The 17021-nt window shown below is 52.3% G+C and carries 14 protein-coding genes; 12 read left to right on the forward strand and 2 right to left on the reverse strand.

The annotated features are described in order from the left end of the window. Positions 1–10: 10 nt before the first annotated feature. The 8 genes from LA360_RS03250 to LA360_RS03285 all read left to right on the forward strand — a co-directional run bounded on the left by LA360_RS03250 (position 11) and on the right by LA360_RS03285 (position 10012). Complete coding sequence (locus LA360_RS03250; RefSeq protein WP_112483271.1) at positions 11–1597, forward strand: ClC family H(+)/Cl(-) exchange transporter; 1587 nt, start codon at positions 11–13, stop codon at positions 1595–1597. Positions 1598–1631: 34 nt separating this feature from the next. Further along, the gene (locus tag LA360_RS03255) at positions 1632–2219 is read left to right on the forward strand and encodes a hypothetical protein (RefSeq protein WP_022201807.1); all 588 of its coding nucleotides are present in this window, start codon (positions 1632–1634) and stop codon (positions 2217–2219) included. Between the two features lie 18 nt (positions 2220–2237). After that, entirely contained in the window at positions 2238–2531 is a 294-nt protein-coding gene (locus LA360_RS03260) for a hypothetical protein (RefSeq protein ID WP_002583230.1), read from the forward strand. A 304-nt stretch (positions 2532–2835) separates the two neighbouring features. Next, complete coding sequence (locus LA360_RS03265) at positions 2836–4533, forward strand: ammonium transporter (RefSeq protein ID WP_022201808.1); 1698 nt, start codon at positions 2836–2838, stop codon at positions 4531–4533. Between the two features lie 646 nt (positions 4534–5179). Next, complete coding sequence (locus LA360_RS03270) at positions 5180–6055, forward strand: DUF368 domain-containing protein (protein ID WP_330391702.1); 876 nt, start codon at positions 5180–5182, stop codon at positions 6053–6055. Positions 6056–6078: 23 nt separating this feature from the next. Further along, entirely contained in the window at positions 6079–7974 is a 1896-nt protein-coding gene (locus LA360_RS03275) for a PrpR N-terminal domain-containing protein (RefSeq protein WP_112483272.1), read from the forward strand. 219 nt (positions 7975–8193) lie between these two features. Then, positions 8194–9078, forward strand: a complete 885-nt coding sequence (gene garR / locus LA360_RS03280) for a 2-hydroxy-3-oxopropionate reductase (protein WP_022201811.1) — start codon at positions 8194–8196, stop codon at positions 9076–9078. A 34-nt stretch (positions 9079–9112) separates the two neighbouring features. After that, positions 9113–10012, forward strand: a complete 900-nt coding sequence (locus LA360_RS03285; protein ID WP_022201812.1) for a dihydrodipicolinate synthase family protein — start codon at positions 9113–9115, stop codon at positions 10010–10012. Positions 10013–10066: 54 nt separating this feature from the next. Here LA360_RS03285 and LA360_RS03290 read toward each other — a convergent pair whose 3' ends face one another. Further along, the gene (locus tag LA360_RS03290; protein ID WP_002583224.1) at positions 10067–10996 is read right to left on the reverse strand and encodes a LysR family transcriptional regulator; all 930 of its coding nucleotides are present in this window, start codon (positions 10994–10996) and stop codon (positions 10067–10069) included. Between the two features lie 388 nt (positions 10997–11384). Here LA360_RS03290 and LA360_RS03295 point away from each other — a divergent pair, with 388 nt between their 5' ends. The 4 genes from LA360_RS03295 to LA360_RS03310 all read left to right on the forward strand — a co-directional run bounded on the left by LA360_RS03295 (position 11385) and on the right by LA360_RS03310 (position 16001). Then, positions 11385–12740 carry an enolase C-terminal domain-like protein gene (locus LA360_RS03295; protein WP_022201813.1) on the forward strand — a complete coding sequence of 452 codons (1356 nt, stop codon included), beginning with the start codon at positions 11385–11387 and terminating at the stop codon, positions 12738–12740. Between the two features lie 36 nt (positions 12741–12776). After that, on the forward strand, positions 12777–13274 hold the full coding sequence (locus LA360_RS03300) for a tripartite tricarboxylate transporter TctB family protein (protein ID WP_022201814.1): 498 nt from the start codon (positions 12777–12779) through the stop codon (positions 13272–13274). Between the two features lie 10 nt (positions 13275–13284). Then, a complete protein-coding gene (locus LA360_RS03305; RefSeq protein ID WP_022201815.1) occupies positions 13285–14808 on the forward strand; it encodes a tripartite tricarboxylate transporter permease in 1524 nt (507 codons plus the stop codon). A 146-nt stretch (positions 14809–14954) separates the two neighbouring features. Further along, complete coding sequence (locus tag LA360_RS03310; protein WP_225537284.1) at positions 14955–16001, forward strand: tripartite tricarboxylate transporter substrate binding protein; 1047 nt, start codon at positions 14955–14957, stop codon at positions 15999–16001. A gap of 80 nt (positions 16002–16081) precedes the next feature. On the opposite strand, the gene LA360_RS03315 is transcribed toward LA360_RS03310, so the two are convergent. After that, on the reverse strand, positions 16082–16984 hold the full coding sequence (locus LA360_RS03315) for a LysR family transcriptional regulator (protein ID WP_022201817.1): 903 nt from the start codon (positions 16982–16984) through the stop codon (positions 16082–16084). Positions 16985–17021 lie beyond the last annotated feature (37 nt).

Raw genomic sequence — 17021 nt, forward strand, 5'->3', positions numbered from 1 at the left:
GGGAAACGTTATGCAGCCGGAAGAACATACGGTTACTCATACCATTAACCGTTACCGGAGTTTTCGTTATGAGTTAATTTTAGAGGGGGTAGTGGTGGGCGCCCTGGCAGGCGCCGTGGTGGTGGCCTTCCGCTATCTCATAGGTTCCGCGGATATACTGCTGAACATGATACTGGACTATGGCAGGAGCCATACCTGGTTTGTGCCGGTATGGATTCTGATTCTGGCCGCCGCCGCATGTGTGGTGTCCCTTCTCCTTAAATGGGATTCCCTGATATCAGGCAGCGGCATTCCCCAGATTGAAGGGGAAATCATTGGGGAAATTGATGAGAAGTGGTGGCGTGTGCTGCTTGCCAAGCTGGGAGGCGGCATTATATCCCTGGGATGCGGATTGTCCCTGGGACGCGAAGGCCCCAGCATTCAGCTGGGAGCCATGACGGCAAAGGGGTTCTCCAGGGCCGCCAAACGGGTAAAAACAGAGGAAAAGCTTCTCATTACCTGCGGAGCCAGCGCCGGATTGTCGGCCGCCTTCAATGCGCCCATCGCAGGTATACTGTTTTCCCTGGAGGAGGTACATAAGCATTTTTCACCGGAGCTTCTCCTTTCCTCCATGGCGGCATCCATTACTTCGGATTTTGTATCCAGGAATGTATTCGGCCTGACGCCGGTATTTTCCTTTCACATCACCCATATGATGCCCCTGGGCACCTACGGTCATGTGCTGGTTCTGGGCGTGATCATGGGAGCCATGGGTGTGGTTTATAATACCACTCTGTCCAAAACCCAGGATTTATACGGAAAAATTCCCTGGGGCACGGTGAAGCTTCTGATTCCCTTTCTGCTGGCAGGCGTATTTGGATTTACATACCGCAGCGTGCTGGGCGGAGGTCATGCCCTGGTGGAGGAACTGTCCACGGGTGAGATGGCGCTTGGCGCCCTGTGCCTGCTGCTGGCGGTCAAATTTGCCTTCAGTATGATAAGCTTCGGCTCCGGGGCGCCGGGAGGTATCTTCCTGCCTCTGCTGGTGATGGGAGCCATCATAGGAACCATATATTACAATGTGGCCCTCCTTGTCAGTCCCTCTCTGAGCGGCCTGGTGGGGAATTTCATCATCCTGGGCATGGCGGGCTATTTCTCAGCCATTGTGCGGGCGCCGATTACAGGCATCATACTGATTAGTGAAATGACAGGATCCTTTTCTCATCTGCTGACCCTGTCCATGGTTTCACTGGCAGCCTATCTGGTTCCGGACATGGTTCACTGCGCACCGGTGTACGACCAGCTTCTTCACCGCCTTCTGGCAAAGCAGAACCCGGACAAGAAGGTCACGCTTACAGGGGAAAAGATGCTGGTGGAAGGCATGATTTACCATGGAAGCGCAGCCGAGGGAAAGAAGATTTCAGCTATCGCCTGGCCAAGGACCTCTCTGGTGGTGTCCCTTATGCGCGGGGAGGCCGAGTTTGTGCCCAGAGGGGATACAGTGCTCAGGGCAGGGGACAAGATAGTAGTGCTGTGCGACGAGGCTTCACAGGGACAGCTGCACAGGGCGCTGCAGGAATATTGTGAGACGGTAGCACCCATGCAGAAAGGGCAGTGATGCCTGTGCATGGGCAGATGGAAGGAGGAATTACATGAATCGAACCAAAAGGCTTTTGGGCAGAAAGGGTATTCTGCTGGCCGTAGCGCTTACGGCCCTTCTGGCCGCGGGCTGCGGCGGCAAAAAGGAGCCTGTTAAGACTTCTGAGGCAGAGACATCCGCTCCGGCGGAGACAGGGACAAGGGCTGAGTCAGGAACTGCAACCCGGGAACTGCCAAATCCCATGGCGGAGGTAAAGGATGTCCTGGCCTTTGAGGCCATAGGAGTCCATATGGTGCTGCCAGAGGGGGCTGAGGATACCAGCTTTTTCATCATCAACCAGGAGGTGGCGGATGCCCGGTTCTCTCTGGACGGTGTGCCATACACCTACAGGGCCTCGGATACGGCAGAGGACTTTGCGGGGATTTTCGAGCGCTTTAAGGATGAGGCCATTTCCCGGAACTATGATTACGGTGAAACCAGCCTGGAAGTCCTGATTAAAACCACGGACAGCGGCGGCCGTCTGGCCTCCTGGGAGTGGGGAAGTACCAAGTACACACTTTATACGGCGGCCCAGGTGGACGATGACACCATCACGGATTTGACCATGCACCTGGTGGAGCTGAGCCAGTATGAAAAGTAGTTTAAAAGAGGTTAGCATATGCTGGAGCTGAAGAATTTCATGCCCATTAATTTCCTGAAAAAAGAGAAATTTACAGGAAGTCACAACGGTATGCGTTTTCGTATGGAAAAGCTGGATTTGGAAGGTGAGGACGGACCGCGCCTGGGTGTTACCATTTGGCCTGAGCCATATGGTTATGATGCCACTCCTGAGGAAGAAAAGGAACAACAAATCCTGTCCTTTGACGCGGACGGCATAGCAAAAGGCGTGGACTGGCTGAACGAGCAGTTTGAAGGCCAGAAAGCCAGATGGAAGGCTGCGAGCCGCAGTTAAACGGATTAGGAGGGCAGCGGAAATCTGCCGAAACTTTCCATTATTTTATTGCTTTTTTATAGTTTATTTACAAAATCTTAATTTGTCATTGACTTTTCGGAAAGCGGACACTATAATAAGCCACATAAAGAAAAGCGCCGGTGCTTAGACATCCGGCGCTTTCTCTGTTTTCTGCGTAGATAACAGATACACAAAGAGGTGTATTGCCGCGGCCAGGTACCGGGCGGGCAATGCACCTCTTTCTGCGTATTCCCCCATGAATGCGCATCCCCATCAAATATAAACCCTCAAGGAGGAATGCATTATGGAATTTTCAGCGGTAAACACAATTTGGGTCCTGTTAGGCGCGGCCCTGGTTTTCTTCATGCAGGCAGGCTTTGCCATGGTGGAGACAGGTTTTACAAGAGCGAAGAACGCAGGAAACATTATCATGAAGAACCTGATGGATTTTGCCATTGGTACCCCTTTGTTCTGGCTTACAGGCTTCGGCATCATGTTCGGGGGTGCAGGGGCCTTCATTGGAGGATTTGATCCGCTGGTGCGGGGGGATTATTCCGGAATCCTTCCGGCAGGCGTTCCCCTTCCCGCCTACCTGATTTTCCAGACTGTGTTCTGTGCCACGGCGGCAACCATTGTGTCGGGAGCCATGGCAGAGCGCACCAAGTTCATTTCCTACTGTATCTACAGCGCCGTAATCAGCGCAGTGGTCTATCCCGTGTCGGGACACTGGATTTGGGGCGGCGGATGGCTGGCCCGGATGGGATTTCACGATTTCGCGGGCTCCACTGCCGTCCATATGTGCGGCGGGGTTGCGGCCCTGATTGGGGCCAAGGTACTGGGACCGCGTATCGGAAAGTACACAGAGGACGGAAAGCCCAACGCGATTCTGGGTCACAGCCTCACCCTGGGCGCCCTTGGCGTGTTCATCCTGTGGTTCTGCTGGTTTGGTTTTAACGGCTGTTCCACTGTTGCCATGGACAGCGACGCGGCTGTATATTCCGCCGGCAATATCTTTGTGACCACCAACCTGGCGGCTGCCACAGCCACCGCGGCCACCATGGTTATCACCTGGCTCCGCTATGGAAAGCCGGATATCTCCATGACATTGAACGGTTCCCTGGCTGGCCTGGTGGCAATCACGGCCGGCTGCGATATGGTCAGCCCGGCAGGCGCGTTTTTTATCGGACTCATAGCAGCCTTTGTGGTGGTATTCGGAATTGAATTCATTGACAAGGTGTGTAAGATAGACGATCCGGTAGGCGCCATCGGAGTCCACGGCATGTGCGGGGCCGCGGGCACCCTTCTCACCGGCGTCTTTGCGGTGGACGGAGGCCTTGTATACGGAGGCGGTTTCTCCTTCCTGGGAATACAGCTTTTAGGTGTTGTCTGCGTTATCCTGTGGGTAAGCGTAACCATGATCATCACCTTCAATGTGCTGAAGCATACCATCGGCCTTAGGGCCAGTGAGGAGGAGGAGACAAAGGGACTGGATGTGACGGAACACAATCTGGCCAGCTCCTATGCGGATTTCATGCCAATGGTATTTATGGGAAAGGCAAAGGAGGGGGCGGCGGACGCCGGTGTCTCTGTTGAAAAAGCTGTTCCGGTGGAGCATTATCCATCGGCAAAGCCGGTGTCCGCCAATGTCAAGCTGTCCAAGGTAGTGATGATATTTAACCAGGCCAGGTTCACCGCTCTTAAGGATGCGCTTACGGACCTGGGCGTCACCGGCATGACCATCACCCAGGTCATGGGCTGCGGTACGCAAAAGGGCCATGTAAATTACTATCGCGGCATCAAGGTGGAGGAGGCGGCCCTTCTTCCAAAGATGAAGCTGGAAGTGGTGGTGAGCAAGGTACCGGTGGAGGATGTAATAGAGACAGCCAGAAAGGCTCTTTACACAGGCAATATCGGAGACGGAAAGATTTTCGTGTACGATGTGGAAAATGTGGTGAAGGTCCGCACCGGAGAGCAGGGATATGACGCGCTCCAGGGGGAATAAGTATGGTATTCAATGCTATATTTTTTATGTGCCTTCTGCTATAATATAACAGAATCAGGTACAGACACACGGGGGACGCAGGGATGAGGCAAATTTCAATCACTTTACCTTTTTCTGCGGTAGGAAGGCGGCCATGGTCCTGTGTGCATATCTGGCTGGATTTGAGAAAATGATCCGAATTGTATCCGCCATCGGACCTGTCATAATCGTATTCACCCTGATGTGGGGCTTGCAACCGTAATCCGCGGCTCCGGGAATCTTTCCCACATTCGCCAGTACGAGACAGTGCTGGGCGCTGGGACACTGGGATTACATTCCCTCTGTGTGCCGGGATTACTATGCCCGGCGTGTGCTGGTCCTGGGGAGCGAAAGCACGGGAAAGAGCACCCTGGTCCGGAATCTGGCGCACCTTGCGTCCGGCGTCCTTATCATTGCCGCTGTCAATCAGACAGAAAAATTACTACTATGATACCATAGGAAAAGATGAAAGGAAAGGAAGAAAATGGCGGAACAGGGAAAGGGCAAAAGAAACGGCAGTGAAAAACCGTGCTTGAATTTTCTGTCAATTCCTGTATAATTATTCAGAGAAAATCATACTGCCATCCGGAACAGCCGGGCGGCGGCAAAATGACAGGAGGAAGATTACGTGCTTTTAAATGGAATAAGAGGTTTCTGCATGGCCCTGGCGGACAGCGTTCCGGGGGTATCCGGAGGAACCATTGCCTTTTTACTGGGTTTTTACGATACATTTATTGAATCCCTGAACGACCTGATGGGCCGGGACAACGGCAGAAGGAAAACTGCCTTTTTGTTTCTGGTAAAGCTGGGAGTGGGATGGGTCATCGGCTTCTGCATGTCGGTGCTGATTCTGTCCAGCCTCTTTGAGGCTCACATCTACCGGATCAGCTCCCTTTTTCTTGGACTGACCTTATTCGCCATTCCCATGGTGATCCGTGAGGAAAGGGAAGTGCTTAAAGGCAGGTACGGAAATACGGTATTCACCCTTATGGGAGTCCTGCTGGTATTTTGCATCACCTATTTTAATCCCTCAGGCGGCGAGGGAATCCGTGTATCAGTGGAGCATCTGTCACTGGGACTGGTGGTGTACGTGTTCTTCACTGCCATGATCGCCATTACCGCCATGGTGCTTCCGGGCATCTCAGGTTCCACGCTCCTTCTCATATTCGGGCTCTATGTGCCCATCATAGGTGCTGTGAAGGAATTCCTGCACATGAATATGGACTATTTCCCCATCCTGATGGTATTTGGTCTGGGCATCGTCACAGGTATTGTGGGAATTATTAAAATCATCAAGATGTGCCTGGAGCGGTTCCGCTCCCAGACCATTTACACCATCATCGGCCTGATGACAGGCTCCCTCTATGCCATCACCATGGGGCCCACCACCCTGGATGTGCCCAAGGCGCCCATGAGTCCCTCCACCTTCAGTATCCTGTTTTTCATACTGGGCGGCGTGATACTGGCAGGGCTGGAGCTTTTAAAGGCACGTCTGGACAAGTAGTCATGTAAAAAGGGGAAAGCGGCATGGGGAAAATCGTTCTTCTGGTGCCAAGGGAGGAAATGCTCTACCTGGCCCACAACATTCTTCAGGAAAAGAAGTATGCCATTGCGCAGATGCGTGTCATCCAGACAGAGAATACGGTGGTGGAGGCCAGGAATTCCATTGCCGCCGGGGCGGACATCATCATTGCCAGGGGCCTTCAGGCATCCCTCATCAAGCAGTATACGGATGTGCCTGTGGTGGAAATCGTGGCCACGGCCCAGGAGATGGCTCTCCTGGTGGTAAAGGCCAGGCAGATAGTAAAAAAGGCCAGGCCAATCATTGCTGTGGTGGGCTTTCAGAATATGTTCTGCGACATGTCATACTTTGAGACGATCTATGACATAAAGCTGCGCACTTATTTTGCCGCCAATGGTTCCGGGTTAAAGGAAAAAGCCATGGAAGCCGTGGAGGATGGCGCTGACCTTATGATTGGAGGGGACATAGCGGTTGAGACTGCCAAGGAGGCGGATATCCCGTCCCTGTTCCTGTCGATCACCGAGGATTCCCTGCGCACTGCCTTTTCCATGGCTGAGAGCCTGGATTTTGCCATGGGCGCAGAGAAGAGGAGCAATGCCCAGATTGAGACACTTCTGGACTATTCCTTCAACGGGGTGGTGAACATGGACCGGAAAGGAGTCATCACCACGGTGAATCCGGTAATGCGGGACATACTGGGAGCTGACGGTGAACAGGTGGCAGGCCGGCACATTACCCAGGTATTCTCCGACATAGACAGGGATAAGCTTTCACAGGTCCTGGAGGGAAAGGAGGAGAGCTATTCCTCCTTCATGCAGGCCGGAAAGACCTCCATCTTCGCCATTCTGGCCCCTGTCCGCGTGGGAAATGAGACAGAGGGGGCCATTCTTACCTGCCACAAGGTAAAGCAGCAGAGCCGCGGTGAACGGCGCCCGCAACGGGATGGAGCAAACAGGGTTCAGGGCCTGATTGCCAGGAGAAATTTTTCAAGTATACGCCAGGAGTCAGGGGCCATGAAGGAGTGCGTCCACCTGGCCAGGCTTTACTCCCAGTCGGAACAGCCTGTGCTGCTTTTGGGTGAAACCGGCACGGAGCGGAGAGCGCTGGCTGAGAGCATCCACAATACAGGGCTTTGCAGTGAAGGCCCCTTCCTGGCCCTTTCCTGCGCAGGCCTTGCCCGGGAGGAGCAGGAGGAAATGCTCTTTGGAAACAAGGGAGCCGTGTTTTTGGCAGAAGGCGGTACCCTGTATCTGGAGGATGTGGAGACACTGTCCTTAAAAAGCCAATACGGCCTGTACCAGCTCATTCGCTATAAGACAGGCAGCAGGGATTTTGCCAGGACCATGGGCTTTCATATCCGCGTTATCGCCTCCAGCATCCTCACACCGGAGGACCTGGGGCATCTTGCTTTTTCAGGAGGGTTCCGGCAGGACCTGTATTATCTCTTCACGGGACTGGTCCTTCGGGTGCCGCCCCTTCGGGAACGGCCGGAGGATCTGGAACAGGCAATCAGGGACACGGTCAGGGAAGCCTGCGACCAATATTCCCGTTACCATGTGGTGACCCAGGGTGGGATGCAGTGCCTGAAAGCATATCCGTGGCAGGGAAACCTTCTCCAGCTGGAGACATTCTTAAAGCGGCTGATACTGACAGCTGAAAAGCGGAGCATTGACGAGATTCTGGTGAGGAAGCTGCTGCGGGAACTGTTTCCTTCTTCTGCTCCGGTCCGGATGATGCCGGACGGACAGGGGATAGGGGGGCCGGTTGCCTGTGAGGAGGAACGGCAGATACGCCTGGCCCTGGCAGCCCAGGGCGGCAGCAGAGAGCGCGCCGCTGCCTGCCTGGGAATCAGCAAGGCAACCCTGTGGAGAAAGATGAAAAAATACAATATCGAACTATAAATGAACTATAAATGAAACGATTGTTTCAAATGTGAAATGCGATTTGAAATCATAGGCGGCTTGTATAAAACAAGCTGCCTTTTTCATTTACAATGCCAATTGTAAGGAAGGAAGGGTACAGCTATAATGTGGGCATAGGTCAGAAAAACAAGCTGACGGGAAAAGATGTTTGTAAAAAGATGTAACTAAAAATGTTTCTAAGAAAGGCGAGGAAATGATATGAAAGTAGGTTTTATCGGATTAGGAATCATGGGTAAGCCAATGAGCAAGAATTTATTAAAAGCAGGTTATGAGCTGGTTGTTTTTGATTTTAACAAGGACGCGGTGAAGGAAGTGACGGAATGCGGAGCTGTATCTGCCGCAAGCGGCAGGGAAGTAGCAGAGCAGTGCGGGGTAGTCATCACCATGGTTCCCAACTCTCCCCATGTACGCGCTGCCGTGCTGGGCGAAAACGGTGTTGCAGACGGCGCAAAACCGGGAACAGTACTGATTGACATGAGCTCCATTGACCCGACCGAGAGCAAGGCCATCGGCGCTGAGCTGGCGAAAAAGGGCATTGACATGCTGGATGCTCCTGTTTCCGGCGGAGAGCCAAAGGCCATCGACGGGACACTGTCTGTCATGGTAGGCGGCAAAAAAGAGCTGTTTGACAAGTATTATGACATGCTCATGGTAATGGCCGGTTCCGTGGTATACGTAGGCGAGCTGGGTTCCGGCAACGTGGCAAAGCTGGCAAACCAGATTGTGGTTGCTGTGAACATTGCTGCCGTATCTGAGGCCCTTACCTTCGCAAAGAAGGCGGGAACCGACCCTGAGCTGGTATATCAGGCCATCCGCGGCGGACTTGCCGGATCCACTGTCATGGACGCGAAGGCACCCATGATGCTGGGCAGGAACTTTAAGCCGGGATTCCGCATTGAGCTTCACATCAAGGATTTGAACAATGCGCTGAACGCCGCGCATGCAATCAGCTCTCCGGTTCCCTTAACAGGACAGCTTATGGAAATCATGCAGGGATTGAAGGCTGACGGTTATGAGAAGGAAGACCACGCAAGCATTGTCAAGTATTACGAAAAGATTGCCAATACTACAGTTGAATCATAATCGGACCTGGACCCGGATATAAAGGAGAAGCGTTATGAATACAGATTTTATCAAGGGTGTTATTGTACCCATTCTCACCCCCATTAATGAAAATGAGTTTATTGACGAGGCGAAGCTGCGGGAACAGGTGAACTATGTGATTGAAGGAGGGGTGTCAGGCATCCTGGCCTTTGGAAGCAACGGCGAATTCTATGTCATTGAAGAGGATGAGATGGAGCGCGGACTTAAAATCATGATTGACCAGGCAGCGGGGCGTGTGCCCGTTTATTTCGGCATTGGCGCAATCAGCACAAAAAAATGCTGCCGTCTGGCTAAGATGGCAGCGGACAACGGGGCAGCAGGCATATCCGTGCTGCAGCCCATGTTTCTGAAACCAACAGAGGATGAGCTTTATCTTCATTTTAAGACCATAGCGGAATGTGTGCCGGAGACCCCTGTGCTTCTGTACAACAATCCGGGAAGGGTGAACTATACCATGTCCGGAAAGCTGGTGGAGCGCCTGGCTCATGAGGTTCCCAATATCGTGGGAATGAAGGATACCAGCGGCGATATAACCCAGACAGCTGAATTTATCCGCAGGACAAGGGATGTGGGATTCAAGGTGTTTGGCGGTAAGGACACCCTGCTATACGCTTCCATGTGCCATGGGGCAGTGGGAGGCGTGTGCACGGCAGCCAATTTCATGCCTGAGCTTATAGTGGATGTATACAATAAATATGTGGCCGGAGACCTGAAAAGGTCCCTGGAAGCCCAGTTCAAGCTGAATCCGGTCCGGCTTTCCATGGATGGAGCCAGCTTCCCTGTGGCCGCAAAGGATATGGCTAACTTAAGGGGACGCTCCGTCGGACTTCCCTATAAGCCAAACCTGGCCACGCCTGAAGGCCCTGTACTGGACAGAATCAAGTCAGAGATGAAACAGGCAGGGCTGATTTAAAGCGCCTGTCTATGTATGGCGCCTGCCTATGTATGGCTCCAGCCTTATAAAGTCTTAATCTGTATGTAAGGCCGTTGTCCGGTCTCCCCATTGTTCCTTCATCAGATCGATGAAGCTGCGTGCGGGGCGGCTGAGATAGCGGCCTTTTTTGTAGCTGGCCGTAAACTGCCATGTGGGGCGGGAGGGAAGATGGAAACAGCAGAAGTCCTGATCCATGTCCTTCACATAGTAGTAGGGCAGGATTCCGCAGCACATGTTGGCCCGTATCATGGAGATAATGGTATGGTTATTGCCTGTCTCAAAGAGGACCTGGGGTGTAAAGCCTGCCTCCGAGAAAATACGGTTCAGCATGGTGTTCATGGTGGAATGGCGGTCCATGAGCACAAAGGGCTCGTACTGGAGCCTTCGGATATCCAGGGTGGCATAGTCCTCCCCCTCCTCAGGCGCCACGCTTGCCAGCGGATGTCCGGCGGGAATAACCAGATACAGTTCTTCCTCGTATATGGGTTCATAGATATCGTCGGTCCTGTCCTTGTCCGTAAGCGTCAGGAAGGCAATGTCCAGGCCGCCAATGGATATCATCTTCTGAAGATGCTTTACAATGCCCTCCTGGGGCTCGATGATGACGTTGGGATAGAGCTGGTGGAAGGTGCCGTATACCTTTGTAAACATATTGATGCCGCGACCTGCCGTAAAGCCCACGGAGAGATGGCCGCATTTGCCGTCAGACAGGTCGTGGATGGTCTGGTAGGTTTCCCGCTTCAGCCTCATAATTTCCTTGGCATTCCGGATGTAAATTTCCCCGGCCTCCGTCAGATGCCAGTTGGTGCGGGAACGGTGGAACAGGGGAGTGCCTAACTCCTGTTCCAGTTTAATGAGCTGCTGGTTCAAAGCGGACTGGGTGATGAACAGCTTATTAGCCGCATGGGTAATGTTGTTTTCTTCCGCAATTTTTAAAATATATTCAATCTGCCGTGTGTCCATGGTATTCTCCTTTTTCCATCCCGATGTATTTATTTTAACCCATAAAGGGAAAGAGTGCAAGATTAACTATAAGATTTATTAAGAGTAAAGATAAGTTTTATAAACTTTACTTGATTAACCCTGTCGTTTATACTTGGCATGTGTTAAGAGAACATTAGGAAGCAAGGGAGCCGGGGCGAATCACATTAAGAAAACGTAAGAACAACAATTAAAGATTCTTATTGACACGATTAATATTAACAATTGGAATCCGAAAGTCGTTCCTGTTATAATGCGTACATAAATTACAATTATACAGCAAAAAACATACATAATAACATCCGAATACGGGTGAACTCAATTTGCGTGTAGGCATTATGCATAAAACAAGAAAAAGGGGACAAACGATATGATGGAACACAAAGGCACACCTGTTGTTACTGATATGCAGGTCATTCCCGTAGCCGGATATGACAGCATGCTGATGACATTGAGCGGAGCCCATGCGCCCTGGTTCACCAGGAACCTGGTCATCTTAAGGGACAGCTCCGGTCACACGGGCATTGGCGAGATTCACGGCGGGGATTACACATGCGAGGCGCTGAACAGCTGCATCCCTCTGGTAGTGGGACAGCCAGTGGGCAGATACAGGAATATCCTGGATACCATCCACAAGAGCAGTACACGGGCGGCGGAGGACGATGGGGAGGGTATCCAGACATTGGATATCAGCAAGCTGAAATTCGTTGTCAAAGCTGAATGGGCAGTCGAATGCGCCCTTCTGGACCTTCTGGGCCAGTATCTGGATTTGCCCATGTGTGAACTTCTGGGCGACGGAAAACAGAGGGACCAGGTGGAGACCCTGGGGTATCTGTTCTATGTAAGTGATAAGGAAAAGGCTGCGCCGGCCCTTCCCTATATCGACGAAACAGGAAGCAGCGATGCCTGGTTTCGTCTCAGACGGCAGGAAATGCTGACGCCTGAGCGCATCGTGGAGCAGGCGCAGGTATTAAACGAAAAATACGGCTTCAGAAACTTCAAGTTAAAAGGCGGGGTCCTCAGGGGAGAGGAAGAGATGGAAGCTATGCGCGCATTGAAAAAAGTATTTCCTGAGGGGCGGATTAACATTGACCCCAACGGGGCCTGGAGCCTGGAGGAGGCCATCCGCATCTGCCAGCCCATGGAGGGAGTGCTTACTTATGTGGAGGACCCATGCGGCCCGGAAGCAGGCTATTCCAGCCGGGAGGTGATGGCGGAATTCAAAAATGCGGTAAATCTGCCTGTGGCCACCAACATGATAGCAACGGACTGGCGTCAGTTCTATCATGCCGCGGCCCTTAAATCCGTGGATATTGTCCTGGCAGATCCTCACTTCTGGGGATTCGGGGGAAGCGTCCGTATGGCCCAGATTTTAAACGACTGGGGTCTTACCTGGGGCAGCCATTCCAATAACCACTTTGACATCACCCTCACCGCATTTGCCCATGTGGCAGCGGCTGCTCCCGGAACTCCCACTGCACTTGACACACACTGGATTTGGCAGGACGGACAGAATCTGTTAAAGGATACGCCGAAGATTGTAAACGGGTATCTTCAGGTACCGGATAAGCCGGGTATGGGTGTTACCATCGACATGGACAAGGTCATGGAGGCCAATGGGCGTTACAACCGCCTTCCTTCCCATGAAAGAGATGATGCCATGGCCATGCAGTATCTGATTCCCGGCTGGAAATACGACTGCAAAAAGCCTGCGCTGGTCAGATAAATCCAGGCAAATCATAGAAAAAAAGGGGTAGAGAGAATGTTTATTAAAAAGTATGGGGATATCATTGTCGGAGTATTCTTCATGTTATTATCCGCAGCCATGTTGGTTATGGCCAAGATGCTTCCCAAGTCAACGGTCATGGATATCGGACCTGATTTTATGCCCATGTGCATTGGTGTCATGACCTTTGTGCTGGCAGCAGCCCTGGTATTCCTCAATATCAAAAACATGAAAATATATGTGGCCCAGGCTGAGGCCGAGGGACCGGAAAAGGCCGACTACAAGAGGGTGCTCACAAGCTTTATCATTATCCTGGTCTATGTGTTCGTGCTCAAGTCCGTGGGCTTCATCATCAGCACTCTGGTCTATCTTCCCGTCCAGATGTTTATCCTGGCGCCGGAAGAACGGAGAGGAAAAAAGGATGTCATTCAGCTGCTGATCACTGACGTATTGTTTACCTTCGTGGTATTTTTCTTGTTCCGCTACGGATTCAAGATTGTGCTGCCTGCAGGTATCTTTACCATCAACTTATAGGAGGTAGACCATGAACGCATTAGCATCTTTGGGCGGTGCCTTTGTAAGCATCTGCCGCCCCACATCCTTACTGCTCATGGCGGCAGGCGTGGCAGTGGGAATAATATTCGGTTCCATTCCGGGACTCTCAGCAGCCATGGCAGTGGCATTGTTCCTGCCTCTGACCTTCAGCATGACGCCTTCCATGGGCATGAACCTGCTGGTGGCCGTGTACATAGGCGGTATCTCAGGGGGTCTGATTTCAGCCATTCTGCTCAACATGCCGGGAACCGCGTCATCCATCGCAACCTGTTTTGACGGACACCCCATGGCAAAGAAGGGGGAAGCCGGCAAGGCCCTTGGATACGGCATTGTATTCTCTTTCCTGGGTTCCGTGTTCTCCTTCCTGGTGCTCACCTTCTGCGCGCCGCTGCTGGCAGACATTGCCCTGAAGTTCACACCGGCTGAGAACTTCGGCATTTCATTCTTTGCGCTGACAATGGTGGCGGTACTGGCCTCCGGTTCCATGGTAAAGGGAGTGCTGGCCGGTATGCTGGGGCTTATATTTGCCCTGGTCGGCATGGCGCCCATTGACGGAACTCCCAGGTTTACCTTTGGAAGCAGCTCACTGATGGCCGGATTTGACACCCTTCCAACCCTTATTGGTATTTTCGCTATCTCCGAGATCCTGATAACGGCTGAGAGCATGGGAAACGGCAAGGTGGAAGCCATGAAGATGAAGCCCATCAAAGGCTTTGGATTTACATGGAAGGAGTTTGTATATCAGATTCCCAACGCCATCCGTTCCGCACTGATAGGAACAGGAATCGGCATCCTGCCCGGCATTGGCGGCAGCACGTCCGGCATGCTTTCCTATGTGACCGCCAAGAACATGTCCAAACATCCCGATGAATTCGGCAAAGGCTGCCCTGACGGTATCGTTGCCACAGAGACCGCCAATAACGCCACCATCGGCGGGGCTATGATTCCCCTGCTGGTACTGGGCATACCGGGAGACGGTGTTACAGCCATGATGTTAGGCGGTTTCCTGATTCACGGTCTTTCAGCAGGCCCATTGCTTTTTGTCAAAAACGCAGATGTGGTGTACGGTATATTTGCGGCCTGCATGCTGTGCAGTCTTTTCATGCTGATAATCGAGTTCTTTGGAATCAAGGGATTTGTCCAGCTGCTCAAGATACCCAAGCACATCCTGATGCCTCTTATTCTGGTTCTGTGCTGTGTGGGCGCCTATGCCACCAACAACCGTATCTTCGATGTACAGTCCATCATCTTATTCGGAGCCGTGGGTTACTTATATCACAAGTTCAAACTTCCCACCACGCCCTTTGTGCTTTGTTTCCTGATAGGCGAGATGGTGGAAACCTATCTGCGGCGCGGTATTATGCAGTATAAATCTTTTGGCGCGTTCTTCAAGCGGCCTATATTCGATGTATTCTTCTTCGTTGCCATAGCCGTTGTGGTCTGGTCCATTTATAAAGAATGGAGGATGACCAGGGCAAGGAAAATGCAGCATGTTTCAAAGCGGGATGAGTAAGAAAATTTATATATGATTCCGGCCCCAATCGGCTGAACCGGGATTTCCGGAAAATCAGCCGAATCCGGGGCGGGATACATATAGAGGGGTATTATCAACTAAACAAAAGACCCGGATGGGTTATCAGAAAAGGAGAGTAATAACTTATGAAAAAAAGATGGTTAGCAGGAATGATGGCAGCAGCTATGGCACTGAGCATGACTGCATGTGGAGGAGGAACTTCAAATACCACTGCTGCTGCGGCAGCTGATACCACCGCTGCCCAGACAGGCGCCCCGGCAGCCGCGGCAGATACAGAGGCGCAGGCATCTGACTGGGCCCCCGGCACAACGGTTTCCATTGTGGTCCCGGCTGGCGCAGGCGGCAATACTGACCTTTCCGCCCGTGTATTCGCGGAGTTTGCCAAGAAGATGACAGGCGCTGATTTCATCGTCGTAAACGCAAACGGCGCTGCCGGCTCCGTGGCTGCCAACCAGGTGCTTTCCGCTGCGCCGGACGGCCATACCTTCCTGTACGGCCACAATCTGGTAAACGTAGCCAACATTTCCGGTGTAACGGATTATAATTACACCGCATTTAAATTAGGACCCACATTTGCACTTGATCCTGCACAGCAGATGTATGCAAACCCGGATAAATACAAGACCCTGGACGACTTCATCGAGGCAGCCAAGGCAGCTCCCGGACAGCTGAAGGCATGTACCGAGGTGGGCGCCTACACTTACTACGAGCTGCTGGCATTTGAGAAGGCAGCGGGAATCGATCTGGACTTGGTGGACGTGGGATCCAACTCCGACAAGGTGGCAGCCATGCTGTCCGGACAGGTGGACCTGATGCCGGGTGCGTACATCAACTGCAAGGATTATCTGGAAGCAGGACAGTTTGTTTGTCTGGGCGCTCCCACAGAGGATAGATATGACCTGATCAAGGATATCCCAACCCTGAAAGAGCAGGGCGTGGACCTGGTATATCCCAACTGCGAGTTCTCCTTCTACTTTCCAAAGGAAACACCTGACAGCGTAATCGCATGGTATGACAACCTGGTAAAAGAGATGACATCCGATCCGGAGGCCCAGGAAGCCATCAAGAAGGTGGAAATGGAGCCATATTACTTAAGCGCAGCCGACTCCGAGAAAAACGACGAGAGAATCTACACTGAAATCAAGGAGATTGCAGACGATTTAGCAAAATAACCATCTAATCCAGGCTTTCAGGCAGCAGGGACGGAAAACATGGCCCCGGACAGAATCCATCTGTTCCGGGGCCATGACGTTTACCCCTGATTGGAGAAGTAGTGGAGGATATCGTGGCAGAGAGTGCTTTCCGGCCGGTTCATGACCCAGTTCTTTCTGGTCACAAAGGCGTTCAAACGGTACAGCCTGGGCTCCAGCGGATAGTAAGATACATGCTCCCTGTCTATGGCACAGGAGGCTCCTATGAAGGTGACGCCGATTCCCATAGCCACCATGCTGCGGGTGGCTATGATGCTGTTGGTCTCGCACATGGTACTGGGAATCCAGCCGGCGGCCTCGATAATCTGGTCGGTCAGACAGCGGAGAGTGGAGCCCCTCTTGGACATCAGTATATTATCCTCGCTGAAATACCTGGCAAACTCAGGTATGGTAACGGGCCGCCCCGGATTAATCCTGCAGTAGGGATGGGTTCTGGGGATGGCAAAGAATATTTCCTCCCGTCTGAGCACATGGGCCTGGTCCCGCGAAAAGGGCTCCACGGTATTGAGAGCCATGATGCCGCAGTCAATGTTTTCCTCCAGAATAAGCTGGGTAAGGGAGGGAACATTGGTTTCGGATATCTCGATGGTCACATCCGGGAATCTGGATTTGAAAGGCGGAATCAGCTCTGTCAGCATCCTGAGGGCAAACTGGGAGGTGACTCCAATGGTGATGTGTCCCCGGTTGTCCAGGTTTTGTATGTTCTGATAAAGATTGTCCTTAATGGCCATGACCTTTTCCGCCGCGTCAATATAGAGCCTGCCTGCTGCTGTGGGAGTAAGCCTGCCCTTGCTCCGGTAAAAGAGCGGGGTGCCCAGTTCGCTCTCCAGCTTGGACAGATACTGGCTCAGAGTGGACTGGGATACAAACAGTTCCTCCGCGGCTTTTGTCATGTTCTCCTTTTTGGCTATGGTCAATATATAACTCAGGTATTTTGTGTCCAATTGGCTGGCCTCCTTGCGCTGAACCAGTTTTTTGCCG

Source organism: Enterocloster clostridioformis (assembly GCF_020297485.1).
Lineage (GTDB): Bacteria > Bacillota > Clostridia > Lachnospirales > Lachnospiraceae > Enterocloster > Enterocloster clostridioformis.

Coding starts and splice junctions, on each gene's coding strand:
- LA360_RS03250 (WP_112483271.1), top strand. CDS start 11: ATGCAGCCGGAAGAACATACGGTTACTCATACCATTAACCGTTACCGG.
- LA360_RS03255 (WP_022201807.1), top strand. CDS start 1,632: ATGAATCGAACCAAAAGGCTTTTGGGCAGAAAGGGTATTCTGCTGGCC.
- LA360_RS03260 (WP_002583230.1), top strand. CDS start 2,238: ATGCTGGAGCTGAAGAATTTCATGCCCATTAATTTCCTGAAAAAAGAG.
- LA360_RS03265 (WP_022201808.1), top strand. CDS start 2,836: ATGGAATTTTCAGCGGTAAACACAATTTGGGTCCTGTTAGGCGCGGCC.
- LA360_RS03275 (WP_112483272.1), top strand. CDS start 6,079: ATGGGGAAAATCGTTCTTCTGGTGCCAAGGGAGGAAATGCTCTACCTG.
- garR (WP_022201811.1), top strand. CDS start 8,194: ATGAAAGTAGGTTTTATCGGATTAGGAATCATGGGTAAGCCAATGAGC.
- LA360_RS03285 (WP_022201812.1), top strand. CDS start 9,113: ATGAATACAGATTTTATCAAGGGTGTTATTGTACCCATTCTCACCCCC.
- LA360_RS03290 (WP_002583224.1), bottom strand. CDS start 10,996: ATGGACACACGGCAGATTGAATATATTTTAAAAATTGCGGAAGAAAAC.
- LA360_RS03295 (WP_022201813.1), top strand. CDS start 11,385: ATGATGGAACACAAAGGCACACCTGTTGTTACTGATATGCAGGTCATT.
- LA360_RS03300 (WP_022201814.1), top strand. CDS start 12,777: ATGTTTATTAAAAAGTATGGGGATATCATTGTCGGAGTATTCTTCATG.
- LA360_RS03305 (WP_022201815.1), top strand. CDS start 13,285: ATGAACGCATTAGCATCTTTGGGCGGTGCCTTTGTAAGCATCTGCCGC.
- LA360_RS03310 (WP_225537284.1), top strand. CDS start 14,955: ATGAAAAAAAGATGGTTAGCAGGAATGATGGCAGCAGCTATGGCACTG.